Origin of the sequence: Neolewinella agarilytica (genome assembly GCF_900110645.1) — a bacterium.
Taxonomy (GTDB): Bacteria; Bacteroidota; Bacteroidia; order Chitinophagales; family Saprospiraceae; genus Neolewinella; species Neolewinella agarilytica.
Genome location: NZ_FOFB01000022.1, coordinates 67,344 through 85,072, shown reverse-complemented (window position 1 = coordinate 85,072; position 17,729 = coordinate 67,344). Strand labels below are relative to the sequence as shown.

The 17,729-nt window shown below is 52.0% G+C and carries 13 protein-coding genes; 6 read left to right on the top strand and 7 right to left on the bottom strand.

Features of this window, described 5'->3' with window-relative positions:
• Positions 1-23: 23 nt before the first annotated feature.
• Positions 24-620 carry a GTP cyclohydrolase I FolE gene (folE, locus tag BM123_RS17770; RefSeq protein ID WP_090171244.1) on the bottom strand — a complete coding sequence of 199 codons (597 nt, stop codon included), beginning with the start codon at positions 618-620 and terminating at the stop codon, positions 24-26.
• Between the two features lie 3 nt (positions 621-623).
• On the bottom strand, positions 624-1,052 hold the full coding sequence (locus BM123_RS17765) for a 6-pyruvoyl trahydropterin synthase family protein (RefSeq protein WP_090171241.1): 429 nt from the start codon (positions 1,050-1,052) through the stop codon (positions 624-626).
• Positions 1,053-1,200: 148 nt separating this feature from the next.
• Between BM123_RS17765 and BM123_RS17760 the strand changes: the two genes are divergently transcribed.
• Positions 1,201-2,571, top strand: a complete 1,371-nt coding sequence (locus BM123_RS17760; protein WP_090171238.1) for an OmpA family protein — start codon at positions 1,201-1,203, stop codon at positions 2,569-2,571.
• A gap of 383 nt (positions 2,572-2,954) precedes the next feature.
• Here the strand turns inward: BM123_RS17760 and BM123_RS17755 are convergent, their stop codons facing one another.
• From BM123_RS17755 to BM123_RS17745, 3 genes are all read right to left on the bottom strand, one after another.
• Positions 2,955-3,194, bottom strand: a complete 240-nt coding sequence (locus BM123_RS17755; RefSeq protein WP_090171235.1) for a hypothetical protein — start codon at positions 3,192-3,194, stop codon at positions 2,955-2,957.
• Between the two features lie 281 nt (positions 3,195-3,475).
• Positions 3,476-4,948 (bottom strand): sensor histidine kinase, encoded by a 1,473-nt coding sequence (locus BM123_RS17750; RefSeq protein WP_090171330.1) that lies wholly within the window; start codon positions 4,946-4,948, stop codon positions 3,476-3,478.
• Between the two features lie 74 nt (positions 4,949-5,022).
• Positions 5,023-5,730, bottom strand: a complete 708-nt coding sequence (locus tag BM123_RS17745; RefSeq protein ID WP_090171233.1) for a response regulator transcription factor — start codon at positions 5,728-5,730, stop codon at positions 5,023-5,025.
• Between the two features lie 378 nt (positions 5,731-6,108).
• Between BM123_RS17745 and BM123_RS17740 the strand changes: the two genes are divergently transcribed.
• Positions 6,109-9,684 carry a T9SS type A sorting domain-containing protein gene (locus tag BM123_RS17740; RefSeq protein ID WP_090171230.1) on the top strand — a complete coding sequence of 1,192 codons (3,576 nt, stop codon included), beginning with the start codon at positions 6,109-6,111 and terminating at the stop codon, positions 9,682-9,684.
• A gap of 152 nt (positions 9,685-9,836) precedes the next feature.
• Here BM123_RS17740 and typA read toward each other — a convergent pair whose 3' ends face one another.
• Both typA and BM123_RS17730 read right to left on the bottom strand, forming a co-directional pair.
• Positions 9,837-11,642: a translational GTPase TypA gene (gene typA / locus BM123_RS17735; protein WP_090171227.1), complete on the bottom strand. Its 1,806-nt coding sequence runs from the start codon at positions 11,640-11,642 to the stop codon at positions 9,837-9,839.
• A gap of 105 nt (positions 11,643-11,747) precedes the next feature.
• Positions 11,748-12,428 carry a class I SAM-dependent methyltransferase gene (locus BM123_RS17730; RefSeq protein WP_090171222.1) on the bottom strand — a complete coding sequence of 227 codons (681 nt, stop codon included), beginning with the start codon at positions 12,426-12,428 and terminating at the stop codon, positions 11,748-11,750.
• A gap of 162 nt (positions 12,429-12,590) precedes the next feature.
• Here BM123_RS17730 and BM123_RS17725 point away from each other — a divergent pair, with 162 nt between their 5' ends.
• From BM123_RS17725 to glgP, 4 genes are all read left to right on the top strand, one after another.
• Positions 12,591-13,670 (top strand): Smr/MutS family protein, encoded by a 1,080-nt coding sequence (locus BM123_RS17725; RefSeq protein ID WP_090171220.1) that lies wholly within the window; start codon positions 12,591-12,593, stop codon positions 13,668-13,670.
• Between the two features lie 74 nt (positions 13,671-13,744).
• Positions 13,745-14,530 carry an OmpA/MotB family protein gene (locus BM123_RS17720; RefSeq protein WP_090171218.1) on the top strand — a complete coding sequence of 262 codons (786 nt, stop codon included), beginning with the start codon at positions 13,745-13,747 and terminating at the stop codon, positions 14,528-14,530.
• A 269-nt stretch (positions 14,531-14,799) separates the two neighbouring features.
• A complete protein-coding gene (locus BM123_RS24045) occupies positions 14,800-15,039 on the top strand; it encodes a hypothetical protein (protein WP_139211934.1) in 240 nt (79 codons plus the stop codon).
• A 24-nt stretch (positions 15,040-15,063) separates the two neighbouring features.
• The gene (gene glgP / locus BM123_RS17715) at positions 15,064-17,619 is read left to right on the top strand and encodes an alpha-glucan family phosphorylase (protein ID WP_090171215.1); all 2,556 of its coding nucleotides are present in this window, start codon (positions 15,064-15,066) and stop codon (positions 17,617-17,619) included.
• Positions 17,620-17,729: the final 110 nt, after the last annotated feature.

The window sequence follows — 17,729 nt, the reverse complement described above, 5'->3', positions numbered from 1 at the left end:
CGACGAGCCAGCTGGTGCGCTGACTACCCCAGGTCACCCGTAATCAACTTCAAAAACTCATTTCGGGTACGCTCAGCCTTGAAGGCGCCGGTAAAGGCTGAGGTAGTGGTCGCGGAGTTTTGCTTCTGTACTCCGCGCATCATCATGCACATATGCCTGGCTTCAATGACTACGGCAACGCCAAGGGGGTTAAGGGTTGTTTGGATGGCCTGCAGGATTTGGTCCGTCAGCCGTTCCTGCACCTGAAAACGGCGGGCGTATACATCAATCACCCGGGGAATTTTGCTTAAGCCGACGATGTAACCGTCCGGAATATAAGCGACGTGGGCCTTTCCGAAAAAAGGCAGCAGGTGGTGCTCGCACAGGCTGTAGAGCTCAATATCTTTTACGATTACCATCTCTGAATAGTCTTCAGCGAACATGGCACTCCGTAGAATAGCTTCTGCATCCTGTTCATAGCCCTGCGTTAGAAACTGCATCGCTTTTGCGGCTCGTTCCGGCGTTTTAAGCAGGCCTTCCCGGCTCACCTCTTCTCCTACTCCACTGATGATATCCGTGAAGTTTTTTGACAATTGATCGGTGACTTTATCGTCGTAATTCAACGTTTTGGTAAATGCCATTAATTATTTTCTTCCTTGTGGGCCGAAGTACTCAGCAAAAATGTTTTCGGTCTCTTTTAACTTGACACAGTACAATTGAGCACCACGCTCGTTGATCAGAGCTTCGATTCTGTTCCAGAACGCTCTGGCAAGGTTTTCAGTTGTCGGTTGGAGGTCAGAAGAGAACCATTCGACATCAAGATTGATGTTACGATGATCGACCTGATCAACGATTTCTTTCTTGACGATCGTCGAAAGAACTTTGGCATCCATCACGAAGCCAGTTACGGGATCGGGTTCACCAACCACCGTCACAAAGAGCTCGTAATTATGGCCGTGCCAGTTGTGGTTAGAACATTTGCCGAAGGTCGCTTTATTCTTTTCATCGGACCAATCCGGATTGTGCAGTTTGTGGGCCGCATTGAAGGTCTCACGTCTGGTAAGGTATAACATGGGCGCAAAGTTAAGCAAGCCTTTTTTGGGAAACGTGACTATATGTTAAAACTTACGTCGAAGGGATGGATTCAATTTCAAAACTACTTTTTTACGGGGACCAAGCCCGGCCGCCAAGCCGGACTGTCCTAAAAACTACTCTTTTTACATGGCAAATATTCTTGACAACCTCAAGGGAATGATTACTCCCGAAATGATGGGCACCATCAGCAATCAATTAGGCGAATCAAAAGGAGGTGTAGAGTCTGCCCTCAGTGGCATTTTACCTTCCATCCTTGGAGGTATGGTACAGAAAGCAGAAGGTGGCAACTTTGGTGCGATCTTCGATATGCTTAAGGGCGAAAATAACTTCGACCTTGGCGACCTCATCGGCATGATGGGTAGCGGCAATCTTGCCCAGAACGACCCACGCGATATCGGTGGTGGCCTTCTCGGTTCCCTGCTTGGCAACAAGACAGGTGGCCTGATCGATGCCATCAGCGGCATGGCCGGCATCAACAAAAAATCTTCCTCTTCCCTTCTGGGCATGGCTGCTCCTTTCATTATGAGCTTCCTGGCTAAGAAAATCCGCGGCGAAAAGCTCGACGCCGGAGGCCTGGCATCCATCCTGCTCAGTCAGAAAGGTAGCATCATGAGTGCTATCCCCGCTGTTCTCAGCGCCGTCCTCGGTTTCGGCAAGCAGTCTGCTGTAAGCCACGCAACCGGAGCGGTCAGCAATACGACTAAAGCTGCTACCGCAGCCGTTGGTAATACTGCCAGCCGGGTACGGGACGCTGCTCCCGCCGTTTCTGCTCCAACTGGTGGCGGACTTGGTTTCCTTAAGTGGTTACTCCCCCTCCTTCTTCTTGGCGCACTCGCATGGTTCGGCCTTAAGAGCTGTGGTGATGACGTTACTGCTGGCATGTCAGATGTTGCAGGTAGCATGACCGATGCGGCAAGCGACGCTGCCAACAGCGCAGCCGGTGCGGCCGGTGATCTGGTAGACGGAGCCGGTGACATGGTTGACGGCGCAGTAGCTGCCGGCAGCAGTGCACTCTCTGGCCTTAAAGAAACCGCCAGCGGTTTGTGGGAGCGTGCACTTCCCGGAGGTGCTACCATCGAAGCTAACAAAGAGGGTGTAGAGTACTCCCTGATCAGCTTCATCGAAGGTGACGCTGCTGTTGACAAGACGACCTGGTTCAACTTCGACGCTCTTCGTTTCAAAACCGGAAGCGCTGACCTGGACGCTGAGTACTCTCAGCGTCAGATCGACAACATGGTAGCTGTTTTGAAGGCTTACCCCAACGTCAACCTCAAGATCGGTGGCTACACCGACAGTGACGGAGGCGAAGAAGCTAACATGAAGCTCTCTGAGCGCCGTGCCAGCAACGTAATGGCTGCTATCGTAGCCAAAGGCATCGATGGATCCCGCCTTGCCGCTGAAGGCTTCGGTGAAGCACACCCCATGTGCCCAGCCAACGACACTCCTGAGTGTAAGGCGCAAAACCGCCGCATCGCCGCTCGGGTTACCGCTAAGTAATCGCTGAACTATATTGACATTAGTTACCCCCGTCGGATCTTCTGGATTCGGCGGGGGTTTCTTTTTCAGGCTCAGTCGTCCGGCAAATCCTTTTAAATCTGGCGCAGCCGATTGAAAAGTTTGTGACGACTTCGTTTTGCGCAGAGACATAAAGTCCCCCAACTCGTCAGACGAACTTTCCCGCAACTGCTCCTCCGTCGCAGCAGAAAAGAATTCGTCGGACGAAGGGCTTTGAGAACATTCCGGCTCATTAATGAAAGGCCCTCCTTTGTGTCTTGGTGCACTTGGTGCACTTGGTGTCAATAAAGTCGCTTGCGGCAAAATAACTTGAAAGACGGTCAACCGTCCGCACTTTATTACTCGGGAATCGAACCAACACATTATTATTCCTCTTCCCAAACTCTTAAAGAAGGGCTACACCAGCCACAGACGAAATCCAATAGCTCTAATATTCTGTCTTCTTTTTCCGCATTATTCATAAAGTCGTTTCGCAACTCCGAAAGAACTTGCTTAGCTTCTTGCTGGCTTCCCCCTTCTTTCCTAAACGCAACGATCTCTGCTCTCAAACCAAGAAGGCTCTTGTTGTTATTTATTCCTTTTTTTATCGCTAATTTCAGAAGCACAGTCACTAAAATTTATTGGTATAGCCTACCAACAGGTTTCTTCCTTACCAAAGTTGCTCCCGACAGCCCTACTAACATTTTATCCAAAGGAGGGGGAGGAGAAAAGGAGTAGGAGGAGAGAGGCAACGTTTATAATGACGTTAGCTACACTGACCATTAGAGTGGTATCCTAAAAATTACACCTAAATCTTCTTAATCTTAATGTCTTTTTGCTCACGGCTAAGGTCGTCCGCTATGAACTAATGGAAAAGGCTTAGGGTCAATCTATCACTACTATTCCTCTACCCCACCACCTCCATCCGTGGCAGTTCAAAGATAAAGCTGGTTCCTTCCTTCAGCTTACTCTGAATCCGAATACTCTTATCGTGCAGTTCCAGGATTTTTTTCACGATGGCCAGGCCCAGCCCTGCACCTACGTTCCGGCCATTGGCCGACCGGTTCCCTTTGCGGTAACGGTCAAAAATGAAGGGGATGTCTGCCTCGGGAATTCCGGGGCCAGTATCAGCGACCCGGACCCGGACATCGTTTTGATCAGCCCGAATCTCCAGCAAAATCTGTCCGCCTTTAGGAGTAAATTTCAGGGCGTTATCCATTAAGTTGTTCAGTACCCTTTCTACAAGCCCAAGGTCCGCAAAAATGCGGGGCAGCTGTTGCGGCACGTCCAGCTTAATTTCAATCTCCTTTCCGGCAGCCAGGACACTGAACTTATGGGCCACGTCTTGCGCCAGCTCGCCTACATTAAATGCTTCTTTGGCAGGTTCTATCTGCTGTGCTTCCAGTTTAGAGTATTCGAACAACTGACTGATGAGCCCCGACAGGCGTTCGGAGCTGTTGTAAATCGTTTGCAGATGGCGCTTCCGGTCTTCAGGTGGCATCTCTTCGGTCTTCATAATCAGGGTTTCCACAAAACCCTGAATGATGGCCAACGGGGTGCGCAGATCATGAGAGATGTTTGCGATAAGCTCCCGCCGGAGTTGATCCAACGATTTCATTTCATTGATGTTTGCCCCAATTCGTTCAGCCATATCGTTAAAGGTGGTAGCGACAACGGCAAATTCTCCCTTTGTGTCCGTATCCACCCGGGCTTCATAATCACCATCCTGAAAGCGGTGGACAGCCGTTTCTATCTTCCGGAGGTTACGGGTCAAGTAGCGGATGGCAATCATAGCCATCAGAAAGGCAGCCAGCAGGCTGAGGAAGAAAAGGTTCGCGCCGAGTTTAAGCATGTAGGATGACTGAAGTGGTCCGGCCACCGAAGCCTGTTCGTCTCCGCTCAGAATGATGTAAACATACCCTTCCATATTCCCCGCATCATCCCTCACTTCGGCTGCGGAGAAGATGTTGGATTTGTCTGCATGTCGGGGGTCATCCCCCTTAAGAAAGGGCCGGTTAGCGGGGTCTGCGGCAATAAATTCATGAAGAGGCTCCAAACGAACGCTTTCCAGCTCCACTGTTTTATTGGGGGCTACGTAGGTTATAATATCACCGTCGGGCTCCAGCAGATAGACTTCAACGCTTGGGTTAATGACCATCATGGAGTGCATAATATCCTGAATGGTGGCAGTATCCACCTTTCCGTTTACCAGCGGTTGAATTTCGTGCACCATGTGCTCGGCAATACCTCCATAGAGGCGTTGATTGACTTCCGACACGTAGTCTTCGCTGATATAAGAAGAAACCATTACGTAGGCCGTTCCCACCACTAAAAGCAGTGCCAGAATAATGCCGGAGAGTTTGAGGAAAAGTTTGTTCATGGAGAAAGACAATGAGAAAATGCGGCGCAGAACGCAGGTGCAGAAAGAGGTTAATGGAGCAATGAACGTAGAGCTCAAAGATCTTCATTGAAGCGATAGCCAACGCCCCAGTTAGTCAGAATATAAATCGGCCGTTGCACGTCCGGTTCTATCTTAGTCCGCAGGCGGTTAATATGGGAGTTGACCGTATGCTCGTATCCATCGAAGTCATAGCCCCACACGAGGTTCAGGATTTTGGCCCGGTCATAACATTTACCGGGGTTAGCTGCCAGCAGGCTGAGTAATTCGAACTCCTTGGGCGACAAATCAACCCGATTTCCGTAAGTCGTCACCTTTCGCTTATCCAGATCAATCATGAGGTCTCCGTACCGGTAAAGGGCCGTTTTCTCCTGCTGGGAGGTCGTTTTGGAAGCCCGCTCAGCACGCCGGAAGAGCGCTTTTACACGAGCGATGAATTCCCGGACAGAAAACGGCTTGGTCAGGTAGTCATCTGCCCCCATTTCCAGTCCGATCACCTTATCAAATTCTTCGGACTTAGCCGTTAGCATCAGAATAGGCGTATTTATTTCTTTACCTCTGATACGGCGACAAATTTCCGTACCGTCCATTCCGGGCAACATCACGTCCAGAATGATAATATCGTAAACGTTGTCAAAAGCATGCTGAAGGCCCGTCGGGCCATCCGTTACGGCCGTCAACTCACAATTTAGATCCGTCATATGAATGCGGAGTAATTCGATGATGTCCGGATCGTCTTCAACAATTAAGGCATGGCGTTGCATATGTAGTACTGGTTTTAATAAATCCCTTCAATAATAAAGGGCAACTCTCAAAAGCCTCGCAAAGAAAGGCTTCAATTATCACGGAAGTATCACAGTTTCATTGCTCTTTATGTTGACAAAGATGAGCTACACTTGCTTTGGCCCGAGAAAAAGTCGGGATAAGTGTCGCGATGGCTACAGTTAGGTGGCCTTTCCTTGCACCTGCGGCAGCGCCCACCCACACAACTTGCTGTTTATCAATAGCTAAGACGGCCCATAATCTATTTTAATAGTTGCGTGATACTTCCGTGATTATTGACTGCTCCTTCCCCCGATACTTTTGCTCTTGTAACAATTTAACCTGTAAAGGAGGGTATTCTCTCCATAAAACACACAAGCATGCGATCAGTATTACAAAATCCTTATTCACGATCCTGGCGGATAATTCCCGGGATATTCATTTTACTTCTAACGCTATTCAGCCATCGTCTTTCAGCACAGGAATGTGCCGCAGACGGTGGTCAATTAATGCTCGCCGAAGGCGGAGACATAAACATCATTTGTGCCGGAGACGGGATAAGCGATGCTTTTACTCCGGTACTTACCGGAGCAAACGGCGAAACTTCCGGCTGGATCATCACCAGTGCATCGGGCTACATCCTTGCCCGGCCCGCCGGCCCACCTTTTGATCTGGAAGGTGCCGGTGGCGGGGCCTGTTTCCTGTATCACATCAGCTATGACGCCAGCTTCACCGGCGCTATCTCTACCGGTGATAACATCTGTGAGCTCACCGAGGAGGACGGTTGTTTTGACCTGTCTAATCACATCACTATTAACCGGCAGACCGGAGATAATTGTAATGCCGCCTGTACGGCGCTTAGTAGCGGTATTGCTCTGACGGACGGTTCTACCTCTACGTCCATCTGTGTCGATGAAGTGGGTGATCCCTTAGACATTGTGATGTCCGGCGAATTTGACGGCGACAATACGACCTTTATTATCACCGCCGCAGATGGTGAAATTCTGGCAATTCCTCCAGGTGTCGGCCCATTCGATTTAAACGGTGCCGGCCCCGGCACCTGTGTTATTTGGTATCTGGCTTATGACGATGGCCTGACCGGTCTGTCCGTTGGGCAGAACACTGACGATTTTGTGGGCTGTTTTGATCTCTCCAACGGGGTCATTGTTAAGCGTAACGAAGCCGAAGCGGGAAGCATTTCCCTGAGCGATGGCAGCACTTCTGCAAGTATCTGTGCCGATGGCACGCCTGACCCACTAACGGTTGTTATGTCTGGTGACGTGGCCGGCGACAACTCCACCTTCTTCATCACCGATGCTGCCACGGGCGAAATCCTCGCCATCCCCGGCAACAATGGTCCGTTCGACCTTGATGGTGCCGGCGAAGGTGTCTGTGACATCTGGTACCTGTCTGCTTATGACAATGTAATGGGTCTTGCTACCGGAAACAACATTGACGACCTGGCTGGCTGTTTTGACCTGTCCAATGCCATCACCGTAACCCGCAATGTGGGCAACGACTGTGATGGTGCGGTTGATGGCGGTGCCATCAGCCTGGCTACCGGCGGAACGGAAGCGACCATTTGTGTAGACGGTATTGCCGACCCTTTGGAAGTTACCCGCGACGGCAACGCCGTCGGTGACAACCGCACCTTCATTATTACGGACGCGGTAACCGGCGAGATTCTTGCCATCCCCGGCAGCAACGGTCCGTTCGACCTCGACCCTGCAGGCGGTGGTGTTTGTGACATCTGGTACCTGGCCTACAATGATGGTCTGACCGGACTAATGACCGGTAACAACGTCACCGACCTGATGGGCGATTTTGACCTCTCGAATGCCATCAGCGTTACCCGTAATGCACCTAACGCCGGACTCATCGCCCTCGACGGCGGTGCTACATCCGTAAGCATCTGTGCTGACGGCACTCCTGACCCACTTACCGTGGTGATGAGCGGCACCCTGCTCGGTGATAACTCTACCTTCTTCATCACCGATGCTGCCACGGGCGAAATCCTTGGTGTACCCGGCAACAACGGTCCGTTCGACCTCGATGGTGCCGGCGAAGGTGTCTGTGATATCTGGTACCTCTCTGCCTACGGAGATGTAAGTGGTGTAAGCGTGGGGAGCAACATCAACGCTATTGACGGCTGTTTTGCCCTGTCCAATGCCATCACCGTAACCCGCAATGTGGGTAACGACTGTGATGGTGCGGTTGATGGCGGTGCCATCAGCCTGGCTACCGGTGGAACGGAAGCGTCCATTTGTGTAGACGGTATTGCCGATCCTTTGGAAGTTACCCGCGACGGTAACGCCGTTGGTGACAACCGCACCTTCATTATTACAGACGCCGTAACCGGCGAAATCCTCGCCATCCCCGGCAGCAACGGTCCATTTGACCTCGACCCTGCAGGCGGTGGTGTTTGTGACATCTGGTACCTGGCCTACAACGGTGACCTGACCGGACTGGCCACGGGCAACAACGTAGCTGACCTCATGGGAGACTTCGACCTTTCCAATGCTATCAGCATTACCCGCAACGTAACCGAAGCAGGCACCATCGCACTCGCCGACGGTTCTGACGCCGCCACTATTTGCGTAGACGGAACGGGTGATCCGCTGGAAGTCGTGATGAGCGGAGAAACCTCCGGCTCTAACTCTACTTTCGTCATCACCGATGATGCCGGTATGATCCTTGCCATCCCCGGCAACAATGGCCCCTTTGATCTCGACCCTGCCGGCCCCGGCGTTTGCCTTATCTGGTACCTGGCTTTTGAAGACGGACTCTCCGGCGCAGAAGTGGGCATGAACGCTAATGACCTCGAAGGTTGTTTCGACCTCTCCAACCCCATCACCGTGACCCGCAACGAAGCTGAAGCCGGTGCTATCTCCCTCGACGGAGGGACGACGGAAGTCAGCATCTGTGCCGATGGCACTCCTGATCCGCTGACCGTAATCATGTCTGGTGACGTGGCTGGTGATAATTCCACCTTCTTCATTACCGATGCTGCCACGGGCGAGATCCTCGCCATCCCCGGTAACAACGGTCCGTTCGACCTCGACGGTGCCGGCGAAGGTGTCTGTGATATCTGGTACCTGTCTCACTACGGTGAGCTCACCGGACTGGCTACCGGTAACAACATCAACGACATCGCCGGATGTTTTGACCTCTCTAACCCGATCGTGGTAACCCGCAATGTAGGTGACGATTGCGCTAACGGCTTTACTTTCAGTAACGTTACCATCAACGAAGTTGCCCCCGACGGCCGCATTGAGCTATTCAATGGCACCGATCAGGCGATTGATGTTTCCTCCTTCTGGCTCTGTAATCGTCCCGCTTACCAATTGATCTCCGCCATGACCGTAGAGTGTGGCGAACTGCTGATTCAGCCTGGAGACGTAACGGTAATAAGTGGCTTTAGTGGTTTTGATGCCGCCGATGCGGAACTTGGTCTTTATACGACCAATAGCTTTGGCAGCGCAACTGCTCTCATCTCCTACCTGGAATGGGGCTCTGCGGGGCACGGCCGGGCAAGTGTAGCTGTTGAGGCCGGGCTATGGATGGAAGACTTCTTCCTCACTCCTCCTACTGGTGATGAGTCACTGCAACTTACCGTCAACGCCAGTAACGAGCTCGAATGGGTAACCAAGGTGGTAACTCTCTGCGACGTCAACAACGCCACTACCAGCACCAGGGGAGAAACGAGCCAGGCTTCCGTCAGCATTTTCCCTAATCCGGTTAACGGCGATCAATTGAGCCTCGAAGTTAATGGTATGATCGGAGCCGACAGCCGCGTAGAAATCTATGATTTCAGTGGTCGTCGACTGGTAAGCCAGAACCTGAAAGCGGCCAATGGCCTCTCTACCGTCAACCTTCCCGAAGCTCCTGCCGGTGCTTATATTTTACGGGTGGTTAATAATCGCCAGAGCGCAACCAGCCGCTTTACCCGATTCTAAAGTGAGTATTAGTATTTTGTTTTATCCTCTATCATTACGCCTCTTCCGAATTTTCGGGAGAGGCGTTTTTTCGCTTCCGCAAAACGGGGAAAACTAAAACGCCCCTTCGGAGAGATTCCGAAGGGGCGTTTACCTTTAATTCCAGTTAACTACTAGAAAAGAATTTTTGATCCGCGCTTACGTTCAGCTTCGCGAAGAAGGATTTTCCGAAGGCGGATACTTTCAGGCGTTGCCTCTACGTATTCGTCTCCCTGGATGTATTCCAGCGCTTCTTCCAAAGAGAATTTACGCGGTGGCACCAGGCGGGCTTTATCATCGGCTCCGGAGGAGCGCATGTTCGTCAGCTTCTTGGTTTTCGTAACGTTGATGACCAGGTCACTGGCCCGGCTGTTTTCACCGATTACCTGTCCTTCGTAAATTTCTTCGCCAGCTTCAATGAAAAAGCGTCCACGATCCTGAAGGTTGTTGATGGAGAAAGGAATGGCCTTGCCCTGCTCCATAGAGATCAGAGAACCATTCATACGGCCGGGAATGTCACCTTTGTAGGGCTGGAATTCTTTGAAGCGGTGCGTCATGATCGCCTCGCCCTGGGTAGCCGTCAACATATTGGAACGCATGCCGATAATACCCCGTGAAGGGACCTCGAATTCAAGGACGACGCGCTCGCCTTTGTTGGTCATGCTGAGCATGATCCCTTTACGCTGGGTAACCATATTAATGGCCGTTCCGGACATATGCTCCGGAAGGTCAATGGTCATTTCCTCCACCGGCTCCGACTTAACCCCGTCGATTTCCTTAATGATTACCTGAGGCTGGCCAATCTGTAATTCGTAACCTTCACGACGCATCGTTTCGATGAGTACGGAAAGGTGCATTACGCCACGGCCAAACACGCGGAAGGTGTCTGCGCTGTCGGTTTCCTCCACGCGTAACGCCAGGTTGCGTTCCAGCTCGGCGGTAAGCCGGTCTTTGATGTGGCGGCTGGTAACGTACTTACCTTCCTTACCGAAAAATGGCGAATCGTTAATGGTAAACGTCATCGATAGCGTTGGCTCATCAATGGCAATGGTAGGCAGCGCTTCCGGGTTTTCGGCGTGGGCGATCGTGTCCCCGATGTCAAAACCTTCTGCACCGAACACGGCGCAGATGTCACCGGTTTGTACTTCTTCGACTTCTACACGGCCGAAACCTTCGTAGACATACAGGTTACGGGCCTTACCTTTTGTCTGGTTGCCTTCCCGGTCAATCAGCGTCAGCTGTTGGTTCTGCTTCAGCGTACCCCGGTTAAGACGGCCAATGGCCATCCGGCCGATGTACTTGCTAAACTCAATGCTGGTTACCAGCATCTGAGTATTACCTTCCTCCGCTTTGTGCTCCGGCACGTGCTCCAGAATGGCATCTAATAACGGAACAATACTGTCCGTTTCGTTTTTCCAGTCGGTGCTCATCCAACCGTTCTTAGCCGAACCATAAATGGTCGGGAAGTCAAGTTGCTCTTCAGTAGCATCCAGGCTGAACATGAGGTCAAAAACCATTTCGTGCACCTCTTCCGGTGTACAGTTAGGCTTATCGACTTTATTAACAACCACTAGCGGGTTAAGCCCTAGCTTAAGCGCCTTGTCCATCACGAAGCGCGTCTGCGGCATCGGGCCTTCGAAAGCATCTACCAAAAGCAGAACGCCATCGGCCATATTGAGGACTCGCTCTACTTCACCACCGAAGTCGGCGTGACCAGGAGTATCAATAATATTGATCTTCGTGCCTTTGTAATTGATGGAAACGTTCTTGGCCAGAATCGTGATCCCGCGTTCCCGCTCCTGATCATTACTGTCCATGATCAGCTCGCCTGGCTTCTCGTGGTCACCAAAAAGCTGGCCAGCCAGAAGCATTTTGTCTACCAGGGTCGTTTTGCCGTGGTCTACGTGAGCGATGATCGCGATATTACGAATAGACTTCATCTCGTTTGTTTTGGGGTAGCTTGCGCTAAGAAGGCGCAAAGGTACGCCTTTTCCTGATGGAACAAGTGAAAAGTTTGCACCTCAGTTTCAGTTGGTGGATTAGTTTTAAGGCCGCCGGGAGAAGTCAGCGGTACAAACCCATCCCCTGTATTCAAAAATAGCCTCCGTCCTCAGCACCAACTCCCGTTCAACGACCCACCCCCGCTGCTCCAATGCTTCGCGGTAAGCGCGGGCATCGTGCTGCTGAGGGTGAAGCGCATCACCGGGGAGCGCTTTAAAGATGGGCATCAACCACCCATGACGATGTACGTCGCTGGTCATGATCATCTTTGCTCCGGGAGCAGCCAGTGCCGTAAGTGCGTCTAAGGCCAGCCCCCAGTCCGCCACGTGGTTAATGGCGTTGAAGCAGTAGATGGCGTCAAAAGTTTCCCCTTCAGGCAAACTGGCTTCGAGGGGCTGATGCAGAAAATTTACGGAGGGATAGTCTGCCCGGTTAAAAACGGGCAGATCCGTTTCGTATTTATCCAGAAGCGGATCTAAGGCCGAGACTACTTCCTTATCATGCAGGTGAATAAAAATTCCGGCTGGTCCACACCCGGCATCAATTACCCGGCGCCCGGCAACTGGCTGCCAGTCCAGCTCCGCCAGTGTTCTCGCCCAGTAGGCTCGCTTATCGGCAAGGTATTCTTCCGGAGATTTACCCTTCAGATAATTCCGCCACCAGCGACGCTCAAGCCACTGGGCAGTACGCCAACGAAGCGTCGAAAAAGTAGATTTTTCTGCCATGAGCCGCGAAGGTACAACCTTGGCGGACGAATAGCCATGCTTAGGGACGCCTTCAACAAATAAGTCAGGATTACGGCTTGGCGAGGAGCTGGGCGCTCACCGCAGGTGCGGGCTTTTGACGATAAAACAGCAAAGGAAAAACCGATTGCGTACCTTCGCTCCATGGAGTTTAAAATCGGTCATCGGGTGCGCATGCAGCGCACTGACAACTACGGAGTCGTTACTGCTATTCTACCTGGCGGCCTGGTGGAAGTACGGCTGGATGCTGGCAAGGGAGAACTTCCTTTACCGGCAGATATACTGGAAAAAGTAGAAGATCAGGCAGCCAAAGAAGGGAAGCGTCCCCGGCTGAAAAAAGAGTCTGCGCCTCCGCAAAAGGCCGCCGCTCCCCCGAAGGCGCAAAGCCCGCCCCCGGCGAAAGAAGACGAACGTAACCGGGGAGTTCGCCTTGCCTTTGACCCCATGACGGACAACGAGGCCAACCCCGTTGCCTACGAAGTGTACCTGCTTAATGGCACCCCGCATAAGATCATCTATGAGCTTAAGATGATGACCCATGGTGATCGCCGCTGGTCAAAGTCTGGCACCCTGGAAGGATACGGAAAGAAGCGACTGGACGCCGTTGAATACCGCTGGCTGAACGAAAAACTGAACTGCGAGCTGGACGTCAGAACCATACTCGTGGGAGGTACCGGTCCCCGTAATTTTCAACGGATCAACCTGAAAGGACAGCAATTCTTCAGTAAACTGCAGGACGTACCTGAGTTGTACCGCGACGCCCACCTTTATATGGTCTTTCCTACGCTCTCCGCAACTCCCTCTGCACCTGCGGCCGCGCCCAATGTACCGTCATTAAAAGCGATTACTCAGGTAGCTGTACAGCAAAAATTCCGGGAAAAACAAGCAAAAGCCCAGGCCAATAAGCGGAAGGTGGAAACTAATTTGAGCGAAAAACTGGCCTTTGAAGACAGCATTGATCTTCACATTGACAAGCTGGTGGAAGATCCCGAAAAAATTGCCCGCCACGAGGTATTACCCCTCCAGCTTAAACACTACGATGAGTATATGGACCAGGCGCTACGTATGGGCGTTGACCGTGTTTTCATCATTCATGGAGTTGGAAACGGAGTGCTGAAACGAGCCATTCATTCCCGCCTCCACCACTACCCTTTCGTCCGTAATTTTGTGAACGAACATCATCCGAAATATGGCTACGGAGCAACGGAAGTCATCTTTGATTGATTTCATCTCCCCTGTGTTTAACACGCTAAACGATAGTCCGCTTCGTTAATACCCCCGTATAACAACCAACGATTATGAGATTTTCCCTTCTATTTACCCTGACGATCCTTCTGCTATTCACTTCCTGTAACCAGGCTAAAGTCAAAGAACTGGAAACCAAACTGGCGGGTAGCGAACAGCAACGCACTATGCTGTCTACTCAGTTAGAAAGTGTACAACGAACGAACGGCGACTTACTCGCCCGGCTGGAAGACCTGTCCGTCATCTCCAAAGAAGGTGCTACCAGTATTCGGGAAAGCCTCCAGAGCATTAGCGGCCAAACCTCCTACATTCAGGAATTAAATCGTTCCATCGCCCGTAAGGACAGCCTGAACATGGCGCTGGTAATGAACCTGAAGCGCTCATTGGATAATGTTGCCGACGATGACGTCAAAGTAGAAGTCCGCGGCGGGAAAGTACACGTTAGCATTAGTGACAAACTACTGTTCGCTTCCGGCTCAGCCCGGATCAATGCCCAGGCCACCAAGGTTTTAGAAAAGGTGAGCCTTGTCCTTAATGATCACCGTGATCTGAACGTTATTGTGGAAGGGCATACGGACAATGTTCCCGTTAACATCCGGGGTGTTAATGACAACTGGGAGCTGAGCACCAAGCGCGCTACGGCCGTTGTGCGCCAGCTCGTTAATGATTTTTATGTAGACCCCAGCCGACTGACCGCTGCCGGCCGTGCCGAACACGATCCACGGGGAGACAATGACACCCCTGCTGGCAGAGCAATGAATCGCCGTACGGAAATTGTAATCACCCCGAACCTCGACGAATTCTTTGATCTGGCCAAGCAGAACGGAATAAATGGCTAGGACTTGCCACGTGCGGGGTGCCCGGTACCGGGTGCCAGGTGCCTGGTATCCGTCATTCACGACGTGGGTCCACCCGGCAATCCACATCTGGCACCCGGCACCCCGCCTAACTCATTAAGCCGAAAGACCTCAATAGTATCTGTAATCTTTCGTGCGCAGCCAAACGCGTCGGAAACTTGCACACCAGTTAAAGATTTATCATTTTTGGCCCCGCTACGGGATGTTCCGGGTGGTCTGCATTAGGTGGACAGTGAGAAAAACACTGCTTCATGCTTCCATTCCGCCAGGAGGGTTTTCCACGGACATCCTGGCATAGTTGCGCCATTGCGCCATTGGTTTCTGATCTGCAAAATCTGTCCTCTAACCAGATATCCGATCAGTTGGTGACCTCTTACTACCGAATACACTTCGATGTATTCCATTGGCACTTCCCACAGTATGGGTGCCTCTATAAGAGCAAACACCTGCCACTCCCCGGCAAACAGGCTGCCGATGGCTATTTCGCCTGAATGCCTGCCGCTAAATTATATCTGATGACATTGACTCAAACTAATTCGGAGATGAAGCTGAAGCGCATCTTTATTCAGAATCAACTGCCCAAAGAGCTCGAGCCCCTGAACCGGCTCAGCCACAACATCTGGTGGTCCTGGAACTTTGACGCACAGGAACTTTTCAATTCCATCGATCCGGACCGGTTCGTGAAATTGAACTACAACCCCGTTGCCCTGATGGAAACCCTGGACCCTATCCGGATGCAGGAGTTAGCCAAAGACAAAGCCTTCCTGAAGAAGCTAAAATCGGTCGAAAAGCAATTCGACGCCTACCTGGCGGAACCCATGAAAAAGGGGCCAAAGCTGGCCTACTTCAGCATGGAATACGGGTTACATATCAGCCTTAAGCTATACAGCGGTGGCCTCGGAGTTTTAGCGGGCGATTATCTGAAGGAAGCTTCTGACAGCAACGTCAATCTTTTTGGTGTAGGCCTTTTATACCGTTACGGCTACTTCAATCAGGGGCTGAGCATGAACGGGGATCAGATTCATCACTACCCCGCTCAAAAGTTTACCCAGCTTCCCGTAGAGCCCGTGCGCAATGCTGACGGGAACTGGCTCAAAGTATCGGTTCCCATTCAGGGGCGGATCGTCCGGGCGAAGGTCTGGAAACTCCCCATCGGACGGATCAACCTCTACCTGCTGGATACGGATCACGAAGACAACAGTCAGGAGGACCGTGCCCTTACGCATATGCTCTACGGCGGCGATAACGAACACCGGCTGAAACAGGAGATTCTTCTGGGCATTGGTGGTGTCCGCGCCATTGAGGCTATGGGGCTGGAGCCTGAAGTTTATCACCTCAACGAAGGCCACGCTGCCTTTCTGAGTATTGAGCGTCTGAAGAATCACGTTGGCGACGGCATGAGCTTCAATGAAGCGGTAGAGGCCGTTCGCGCCAGCAGCCTTTACACCACCCACACGCCGGTACCGGCGGGGCACGACCATTTCCCCGAGCATATGCTCAGAGAGTATTTGTATCACTATGCCGGAGAGCTCGGCATTGACTGGTATGACTTCGTTGCCCTTGGACGCTTAAACCCGGACGACAGTGGAGAGGACTTCAACATGTCCAAACTATCCATCCGGCTGAGCCAGCGAGTCAACGGCGTATCGAAGCTTCACGGCGAGGTGAGCCGGGAGATGTTTACCTCACTCTACCCCGGCTACACCGCGGAGGAGGTACACATTGGCTACGTCACCAACTCGGTACACTACCCTACCTGGATCGCGAACGAAATCCATGATTTGTACAGCACGCAATTTGGCAAGGACTGGGTCCGTGATCAGAGCAATAAAGACATCTGGCGCAAGATTCATAACATCGACGACAAGAAGCTTTTTGACGTGCGCCATAAGCTGAAGGTTCGGCTGCTGGACTACGTCCGGGAGAAGCTGGAAGCCGATATGCGCCGCCGTGGCGAAAGCCCACGGGTGACGTTTGACATCCTTAGTAAGATCAACAACGACGCATTGGTGCTCGGCTTTGCCCGGCGCTTTGCCACCTACAAGCGCGCCACGCTCCTTTTCCAGAACGAAGAACGCTTGCGGGAATTGGTGAATCAGGAGGGCCGCCCCGTCATTTTCCTCTTTGCCGGAAAGGCTCACCCTGCTGACCAGGGTGGTCAGGACCTCATCCGCCATATCATCCATATCAGCAAGAAGCCGGAATTTGCCGGCAAGGTGATCTTCCTGGAAGATTACAACATGGAGATGGCCAAGCTGCTAACGCAAGGAGTTGACATCTGGCTCAACACGCCCACCCGCCCGCTGGAAGCTTCCGGCACTTCGGGTATGAAGGCTGCGCTGAACGGTTCGGTAAACTTCTCCGTTCTGGACGGCTGGTGGGCCGAAGGTTACCGCCCCGATGCTGGTTGGGCGCTTCCGCTGGAGCGGACTTACGAAGACCAGCACCTGCAAAACGAGCTCGACGCAGAGACCATTTACCGCATTATGGAGGAGGAGATTGTTCCTACTTACTTTGACCGGGACAAGAACGGCATCAGTAAAACCTGGATGAGCTACGTGAAGCAGATTATTGCAGAGGTTGCTCCTACCTTCACGATGAAGCGGATGATGGATGACTACTACGAACGCTTCTACTTCCCACTGGGAAAGAGCCAGAAAGCCGCCAGCAAATCCAACTGGAAGCCCGCTAAGGAATTCGCTGCCTGGAAGCAGGACGTCCTCACTACCTGGGGAGGTATTGAAGTAGTGGAAAGTAAGACGCATGACACCGTTAATCATGCCCTGCCACTTGGAGAACCTTTCGTAGCAGAAATCACCCTGGACACTAACGGCATTGACCCCAGGAAGCTCCTCCTCGAAGCCTGTTTCTACGAGCGCCTGGGAGAAGATGAGATCAAGCTTCGCCGCAAGGAAGTCTTTGAGCTCAAAAAGAGTAAAGGCAGCCGGGCAACCTGGAGTATTTCGCTCGATCCCCGCCTTGCGGGCGTTTATGAATATGGCTTCCGTCTGCGCCCGAACCATCCGATGATGCCACATGCGCAGGATCTGAACCTGGTATTCTGGGCGTAGGGAGTGAAGGAAAGAATGGTGGAGTGAGTGAATGGAGGAAGGAGTGAATCTGTGGTTCCGTTCTTTTTTCTACCCGATCCCTGTCATTTAAAAACAATTCGCCCGCTGTT